The sequence below is a fragment of the Intestinibacter sp. genome, assembly GCF_051866655.1.
Lineage (GTDB): Bacteria > Bacillota > Clostridia > Peptostreptococcales > Peptostreptococcaceae > Intestinibacter.
In genome coordinates, this window is sequence record NZ_JBJDXL010000008.1 from 1 (window position 1) to 8593 (window position 8593).

Below are 8593 nucleotides of genomic sequence, written 5' to 3' on the forward strand. Positions count from 1 at the left end.
AGATAAAATTGACGGAGTTGTCTTGATATCTTCGTATCCGATAGATTCTTATTTAAAAGAAATCGGTATGGATGTTTTATCTATTTGGGGAAGTAAAGATGGTGTCATCGATTTTCAGGCTCTAATTGACGCAAAGGAAAAGCTACCATCTGATACGACTTACATTGAAATAGAGGGAGCAAACCATTCTCAATTTGGAGATTACGGAACTTACAAAAAAGATGAGACTGCTCTTATAAGCGAGGAGCAGCAGCAAAATAAGGCTGTCAGCAGTATAGTGAATTTTATTCAAGCAATAGAATAGTGAAAAATATATTTAATACAAAAAGATTGATGAGAAAATTTCAATTTAGATTTTCAAATCAATCTTTTTTCTATGTATTATATATTAAATCTGTCTGTATAAATTTAAATCCTTCCAATTAGCGCCTCTAGGATCCTTTTTAAATGCATCTACAAACCACATAATATCTTTTTTAGATATGCATTTAAATAAAAATAATAAAGTTATGTAAATAATTAGAGATAAAACGCCTTCAGCTATTAAGAGGTCTATATTTAAATAATCGAATAAATTTTTTATAAAAAAAGTAGATATAAATATCGAAAAAAAAGGCTTTATAATCCAGTTTAAGATTGAAAAATCGAGCTTTGTGACTTTTAAAAGTCTGCTCATACTCAGAGAAAAATTCAAAATTGTACTTGTAAACAGAACTAATATAAACCCTTCAATACCTAATCTAGGAATCAATAGGTTTATCGTAGATATTCTAACAGTCATATCTATCAAGTTATATCTTAGTGTATATACCTGTTGATTTAAAGCATTTAGGCTTCCATCTACAATCCTATCTAAATACATAAGTGGAATTAAGGGAGCTAGTATTTTTAATATAATTCCAACTTGAGTGTTTTTATATAAAATAAATCCCAGTTCATTTGAATAAGTCATAAAAAATCCAGTCGAAAAAAATGCAATTATAAGAGTGAATTTTATAACCTTAGATATAACGAAATTGACTGATTTAGGCTTATTTAATACATTGTACTGTGCTATTTCTGGAATAATAAGTGTCGAAAAGGAAGCTAAAAATATCGATGGAAAATTTAAAAGAGGTAGCGCCATGCCTTTTATCATACCAAATATCGACAACGATGTAGCAGTCGATGATCCATATGTTTTTAGTGATTTGGGAATTAATATATCTTCTATAGATTTCAAAAAGGTCTGTACATATGCACTTGCCGCAATAGGAAGTGACACAGATATAACTTCTCTAAAAATACTTTTATCGATATTTCTAATAAGGTTATTAGTTGAGCTTCTTTTTTCTAATATATACATAACAAAGGAACAAAGGCAAGCTGCGATATTTCCCAAGCTCATTCCTAGGGTTATAAAACAACATGTATGCTCTAGATTATAATCGCAAAATGAAGTTACAAAAAAAGCTACTACAATTATCATAGTTATATTTTCTATAAAATCAGAGAATATACTTTTTACTACCCTCCTGCAACCGTAAAAATATCCATTAAAACAAGCTGCTATACCTACAGATGGCATACTCAAAGCCAAAATCTGAAGTGGAATCTTAGCTCTAATATCTCCTATCAAGGTCTCACTTATAAAGTAAGATTTATTATATAAAATAAACGATGCTATAGTGCTGAAAAATAAAGTGTATAAAAAACCACATTTTAGTAGATATTTAACTTTATTTTTATTATTTTTACCTATTTCCTCCGCTACGAGTCTAGTTAAGGTGAGCCTTATACCGGAGATAGATATTGTACAGGCAAATACATTAATACTCATAATAAGCTGAAAAAGCCCCATTCCTTCACTACCGATTTTATTAGATAAATATATTCTAAACAGCATTCCTAAAAGCCCTAATATCATAGTTGAAAATGTCAGTAAAAGAGTATTTATAATTAGATTTTTTCTTCTCATAAGTGTATCTCCTTAAAAATAAATATATTTATTTATATGATTGAGATTATTTAAAAATAATATGAAAATACAAGTTGTATATTAAAATCCAACATATACAAGTTGCTCAAAATATAAAAAAAGTGTAAAATTATTTCTAATAGAGGAAAAGGAGAGTAAAGTTGGATAATATTTTAAAAGCAGTAAATGGAAATAAAAAAGCTATCAAAGAATTAATCAGAGATTACAGTGAACAAATGTACAAGCTTATTTTTCTTCACACTAAATACGAAGAGGACAGTAAGATAATACTTAGAGATACAATATGTTTTATTAAAGAAAATATTTCAAAATTAGACGAAGATCAAGATGTTATTTTATGGATATATAAAATAATAATTATAAATACTAACAATTTCTTAGAAAGTGTAGGCATGGTTGAAAACGACATAAATATTGAGGATTACTATAATAATGGCAAGATAAGTTTATACAATGCAATCGATTTATTAGATGGAAAATACAAAAGCGTGCTTATACTGAAATACTATTTTGAGCTTTCTTATGAGAAAATAGGAGAGGTAGTGGATTTAAATGCAGATACAGTTCAAATTTACATTAGGCAATCACTAAAAAAAATCAAAGCAAGTGTGGGTGAATATTTATAATATGAAAGAGCAAAATTCGTATATATTACATAATAAAAACAGTTTAAAAAATATAGAGATAAATATAGATCAGGATATTGAAAATGATATAGGAGATTTTTGTTTTTCGAAAAATGATTTAGAAAATATAAAAATTCCATCTGATTTAGACGATATAATAGAAGAACCGTTTTTAGAGGATAAAAAAGAGAGAAAAAGCTATCTTGTAAGTTGGGTTGTAGATCTTTTATTAGTGTTTATTTTATTATTGCCTATATTAGGGATTTATAATCCTAATATATTTTCAAAGATTGAAGCAGTATATCCTTTTTTTGTTAAAGCGCATAATTTTTTAGACAAGGATAATATTATCAGAATGCTCGGTGGTAAAGTAGGCGATGAAAATTTAAAGGATGCAAAACCAACCGTTGTAGTGAAGGCAAAGGACGTTAAAAAACCTAAGAGTAATATGGAGGAGTTAGAATTAATACATTCCTTAGCTAATTCACTTATAAAAGCAGAGTATAAATGGGAATGTACTGAGGTTACACCTAAGACAATAAAAAAAGCTCTCTCAGGAGTCGATTACCTGCAGGATGAATACCAGAGAATTTATTTCAGAAGCAATTTAGAAAAATGGCAGCAGGGAGATTTTTCTAATGCAGTTGAAGTGCACAACAAGGTCTGGTCTATACTCAAGGGAAATATAGGAGAAGCCTATGCACTTGATGAGGAAAATATATCGAAGATAAAAGAAAAATATTTTAAATAGAAAAATACCTTATATAGCAGGTTTATTATCTCGCTATATAAGGTATTTTTCTATTTGTTTTCGATTAAATCTTGTCCAGATAAATCGTCTAAGAATTTAGTTGATAGAGGATAATAATATGATTTATCATCTTTTTCAACTAATATAGCTTTTTTAGCTATTGACGAATCTACTTCATTTAAAAATACTAACACATCACAGTATTGTATAAAATCAGTAATTAACTGCTTAGATCCATCTTCAATTGAATACTTCTTAGTATTTTTATCGTATTTACAATCGACTAAATAAAGAGGTCCTATTTTTTGGTTAGTTTCGATAACCGCTACACTGTTGTAATTAGAAGATAGCTGTCCGTGTACAGGAGTTTTATCTTGTAAATTAGTTTTTTCTAGAATTTCATTTAAATCTACATTGCTATCGTTTAGAGATAGTATGTAGCCCTTTATTTTTAGTTCTGATGAATCTTCATTAGAATTGTCTTCTGTACTATCTTCGATTTTAGTACCAGAAGGAGTATCTAATTCATCCATTTGGTTTTCTAAAGCTTTATTATCATCAATATGTTTTTTAATAAAAAATCCACCTATTAAAACGATAATTAAAAGGATAATAATAGATAGTATTTTATTTTTTTTCATATAATCACCTCAGATATAATTATAACATCTTTAATAAATAAAACAAATTTATATTATGAAAAAATTATAAATCGAAATTTAAATGTTGTTTTAAAAATTTAAACACTATTTAAATTATAAAAAATAATTGAAAGTGCAAAAAAAGTTAAAAAATCATATATATTAATGTTTGATTTATTATTTGAAATGATTTATCCTTTATATATAGAGATATGTAAAGAAATTTACAAAAAAGTTTTACAAGGAGGTATGAAAAATGGTGAATATTTTTAATCATATGGACAATTTTATTTTTGTTATAAGCCCTAATAGAAAGATAAAGTTTGCCAACAAGACTGTTTTGAAAAAAATAAATATAGATTTAAAAGACATTGTAGATACTCCTGTAAAAGATTGTCTATACAGTAATGGAAGAAGTATAGATAATTTAATCAATAGCTTAGAAAAAGATGAAGACATAAATTTTGATTTTTACTTGGAAATTGATACAAAAAGATATTTTTTTAATGGAGATTTATTAGAAGATAGTTTTTATGGAGAGAGTAGTTATTTCATAATAGCGAGGGATGTATGTGAGAAATACTATAAAAGAGAGGATTTAGAAGCTTTATTAGACACTATAAATATGAATTGCTTTATAAAAAACAAAAAAGGAGAGTATTTATATGTCAATAAGAAAAAATGTGATTCACATAATAAGACAAAGGAAGAGATTATAGGTCATCGAACGACGGAGCTATTCAACGCAAAAGAGTCAGAATATATTGAAAAAATTGAAAATGAAGTAATAAAGAGAAAAGAGCCTTTCTGTTCAGAAAAGAGGCTGACCTTTAATGATAAAAAAATATGGTATGAATTGACTGTAGATGTCACCTTAAATGAAAATGGCAGTGTAAAGAATATAGTTGGAAATAGTAGAAATATAGATATAAGAAAGCACTTAAATAAAACACTAGATTATACAAGTATTAAATTTAGAAAGATCAATAAATTTTTAAATGAAGATGAAAATGATGTGATGAATTTACTAGATTATGTATCTGAAAAAACATTGATGCATTTTCATGCAGACGGAATAGCAATTATGTTTTATAGGGAAAGAGAAAATGATTTTTATACATTGGTCAACAGAGGTGTAGTATTAGACAATTTTAGCTTTGATGATACAGAAAGAAGACAAGTATTTGAGGATTCGTATACAAGATATTCTAAGCGATTAGAGTCAGAAGGTATTAAATATGTAGACGAAATAAAAAACGAAATAGTTGCTAAAAAATTAAAGGAAAAAAATATATATAAAGTAGGAATATATAATATTGCAATAGGTAAAAAAATATTAGGTCATATAATAATAACATTCTTACAGGATACAAAGCCTATAGAATACGGATACGATTATATAAAAACAATATGCTCTCATTTAGCTGTGACTATTTCAAATATAAATGAATCTAAAAAAATAAAGGAAGAGCTTAAAGAATATAAGCAAAAAAGAGAATATTTACAAAAATGTATAGAAATATCTGTAGATATAGTAGGTAAATTCGATAAAGATGGAAAGCTTATTTATATAAATGCAGAGAGATTAAAAAGCATATTAGGATGGAATATAAAAGAGTTAAAGGATCAAAGTCTATACAATATAATGGATATAAAGGATAGAGAGATTTTATATAAACAAATTCAAAATGGAAATGATTCAACTATACATATGGAAAGCAAGTTTATGTGTAAAAATGGAGAGTTTAAGTGGCTTGAGTGTAATATAAAGCAGTATAAAAATGAGAATTCTTTCTTCTTTACAGCTAGAGATATTACGCATAAAAAGGAATATCAAAAGAAGGAAAAATTATTAGAAGAAGCAGTGCAATTAGAATCGTTGAAAAATAGATTTTTCAATAATATATCTCATGAATTTAGAACTCCGATAAATATAATATTAGGTACAGTTCAATTAATTGAAAAGTATAGACAAAATGAAAACTATACACTGGAATATTTGGATTATCATATTAATTTTATAAAGAGAAATTCTTATAGATTGTTGAGGCTTGTGCAAAATCTATTAGATCTAAGTCAAATAAAAAGTGAATACTACGATACTAATTTTGGAAACTACGATATAGTAAACATTGTTGAAGATATAGCTATGTCAGTTGCTACATATTTGGAAAATAAAGATGTTCATCTAATTTTCGATACTAATTGCGAGGAACAAGTTATTTGCTGCGATCCTGAAAAAATAGAAAGGATTATTTTAAATCTATTGTCTAATGCTATTAAATACAATAAAGACAATAATGATATAGAAGTATATATGCATATTGATGATGATTTTGTAAAAATATATATAAAAGACCACGGAATTGGTATAGAAAAGGAAGAGTTAAAAACTATATTTGAAGAATTTAAAAAAGTGGATGATGGATTTACAAGACCTTGTGAAGGTAGTGGAATAGGATTATCTATTGTAAATGAATTTGTTAGACTTCATAAAGGATATGTAAATGTAGAGAGTGAAGTTGGGGTAGGCTCAACTTTTGAAGTTATATTGCCAAATAGAATGAATAGCTCTGACATTGAAAGTAGAAATTTTATAGTCAGCGATAATATAATGGGTCAAAGCAAGATAGAAAGATGTAATATAGAGTTTTCTGATATTTACAATTAGTAAATAATGAGGAGGTGTTTTGCCTCCTTATTTTTATGATCAAAATATAATAACTTTTTACAATATAAAATATAGTATAATAAATATATTGATAATAATAATATAGTATAAGGAAAGGTAAAAATACAATGCAAAAATTATTTTATGAAGATTCTGATATAAAGGATTTTATTTGTGAGGTAGAAAAGGTTGAAGAAATAAATGGAAAATACCATGTCGTTTTGGATAAAACTGCATTTTACCCTGGTGGAGGGGGACAGCTATGTGATTTAGGCACAATAGAAGCATGTGAGATAGAAGAGGTATATGAAAAAGACGGAGAAATATATCATATCATCAAAACAAAGCCAAATAAAATTCATAAAGTCAAATGCACTTTAGATTGGGATAGAAGAGAGTATTCGATGGTACATCATCTTGCACAGCATGTTATATCAGCCTTGTTTTTAGAAGAATTTAAGAGAAAAACTACTAGCTTCCATATGGGAATTGAAGGAAGCTCTGTAGATATTGAGGGAAGTTTTTCTGATGATGAAATCTGCAAAATAGAGAAAATGGCAAATGACATAATTTCAGAAAATATTGCTGTAGAATGCTTTGAAATAACTAGGAGAGAAGCTAAAAAGCTAAAAATAAAAGAGGATTTTTCTAAAATTAATGGAGATGTCAGAATTGTAAAGGTAGGAGATTTAGACTTTAATTGCTGCTGTGGAGTTCATCCTAAATCGACTTTAAATTTAAAGGTGATAAAATTTAGAAAATGGGAAAAATACAAGGATTCAACTAGAATAGAGTATTTTGCAGGAAACAAAGCGATAGATTATATAATAGATAGAGATAGATATCTTAGCAATATATGTAAATATTTAAGCTGCAGTGATCAAGAAGCTATCAAAGGAATAGAAAATATAAACAATAAGCTAAAAGATTATATAAAAGAAAATAAAAAATTAAAAGAAGAAATCGCTGAGTATGAAGTAAAAGATATAATTTCATCTGCAAAAGTAGTAAATGGAGTATCTGTAATAAATAAAATATATACAGATAAGGACGCTAAGTACATATCTAAGGTGTCTAATAAGATAATAGAAGAAGATGATAGAGTTGTTTTATTTGCACTTGCAAATGGAGATAGAGCCAATTTGGTGTTTTCATGCAGCAAAAATTTAAATAGCTTAGATATGAATAAGCTTTTAAAGGATGCAATTAAATTAATCGATGGAAAAGGTGGAGGCAGTAAAACTAATGCACAAGGTGGAGGAAAAAATAATTCCAATCTAGAATCTCTTATGAATTATGCAATTATGAAATTAGAAAAAGAAATAATTTAGAAATATTATTTGATATTATATAAAATATTGAGTATAATTTAAACTGTTGTAAAATCAGCGTTACGAATCTTTAAAATAAAAATTTTTTATTTGATAATGAAAGAGAGTATGGTAAATGAAGAAAGAATTATTTAATGGAAAAAGGTTGAAAATTGCCAGGGTATATAGAGGCAAAAGTGTAGACATTTTAGCTAAAGAAACAAATATAAACAAAAAAGATATCTTAGCCTTTGAGGATAATAAATATAAACCAACTTTAGAAAATGCATTGAAATTATCTAACATACTTTATTTTCCAAGAGAATATTTCTACAAAAATGAAACTACAAAGGTAGTGGTAGAGGATGTTCACTTCAATCCAAATTCTACTATACCTAGGATGGAAGAAATATCTTACAGAGAAAAATTAATTATGATTAGAAAATTATTTTTGTTCTTTGAAGAGTATATAGGATTTCCAGAGCTAGATCTTCCAGACAATTTAAATAAAAACGACAGTATGGAGATTATTTCAAAAAAAATTAGAGAGCATTGGAATTTATGGGATGAAGAAAAACCTACACCTTTAAATTTAGGCGATATTATGACTGCAAAG

At 27.0% G+C, this 8593-nt stretch carries 8 protein-coding genes; 6 read left to right on the top strand and 2 right to left on the bottom strand.

All coding sequences use genetic code 11. The features are described from left to right. Nucleotides 1–304: alpha/beta hydrolase (locus tag ACI3VO_RS00205; protein WP_439755973.1), on the top strand; the 304-nt coding region annotated here is incomplete at its 5' end. An 84-nt stretch (nucleotides 305–388) separates the two neighbouring features. Here the strand turns inward: ACI3VO_RS00205 and ACI3VO_RS00210 are convergent. Next, nucleotides 389–1957, bottom strand: coding sequence for an oligosaccharide flippase family protein (locus ACI3VO_RS00210; RefSeq protein WP_439755974.1), 1569 nt, complete (start codon nucleotides 1955–1957; stop codon nucleotides 389–391). Nucleotides 1958–2118: 161 nt separating this feature from the next. Between ACI3VO_RS00210 and ACI3VO_RS00215 the strand changes: the two genes are divergently transcribed. Both ACI3VO_RS00215 and ACI3VO_RS00220 read left to right on the top strand, forming a co-directional pair. Next, nucleotides 2119–2604: an RNA polymerase sigma factor gene (locus ACI3VO_RS00215; RefSeq protein ID WP_439755975.1), complete on the top strand. Its 486-nt coding sequence runs from the start codon at nucleotides 2119–2121 to the stop codon at nucleotides 2602–2604. 1 nt (nucleotide 2605) lies between these two features. Then, nucleotides 2606–3355 (top strand): DUF6241 domain-containing protein, encoded by a 750-nt coding sequence (locus tag ACI3VO_RS00220; RefSeq protein WP_439755976.1) that lies wholly within the window; start codon nucleotides 2606–2608, stop codon nucleotides 3353–3355. A gap of 50 nt (nucleotides 3356–3405) precedes the next feature. Here ACI3VO_RS00220 and ACI3VO_RS00225 read toward each other — a convergent pair whose 3' ends face one another. Beyond that, nucleotides 3406–3996: a hypothetical protein gene (locus tag ACI3VO_RS00225; protein ID WP_439755977.1), complete on the bottom strand. Its 591-nt coding sequence runs from the start codon at nucleotides 3994–3996 to the stop codon at nucleotides 3406–3408. Between the two features lie 256 nt (nucleotides 3997–4252). Here ACI3VO_RS00225 and ACI3VO_RS00230 point away from each other — a divergent pair, with 256 nt between their 5' ends. The 3 genes from ACI3VO_RS00230 to ACI3VO_RS00240 form a co-directional block, all read left to right on the top strand. Continuing rightward, the gene (locus tag ACI3VO_RS00230; protein ID WP_439755978.1) at nucleotides 4253–6667 is read left to right on the top strand and encodes an ATP-binding protein; all 2415 of its coding nucleotides are present in this window, start codon (nucleotides 4253–4255) and stop codon (nucleotides 6665–6667) included. Nucleotides 6668–6795: 128 nt separating this feature from the next. Next, nucleotides 6796–7998: an alanyl-tRNA editing protein gene (locus ACI3VO_RS00235; RefSeq protein ID WP_439755979.1), complete on the top strand. Its 1203-nt coding sequence runs from the start codon at nucleotides 6796–6798 to the stop codon at nucleotides 7996–7998. Between the two features lie 115 nt (nucleotides 7999–8113). Then, on the top strand, nucleotides 8114–8593 hold a 480-nt coding region (locus tag ACI3VO_RS00240), incomplete at its 3' end, for a helix-turn-helix transcriptional regulator (RefSeq protein ID WP_439755980.1).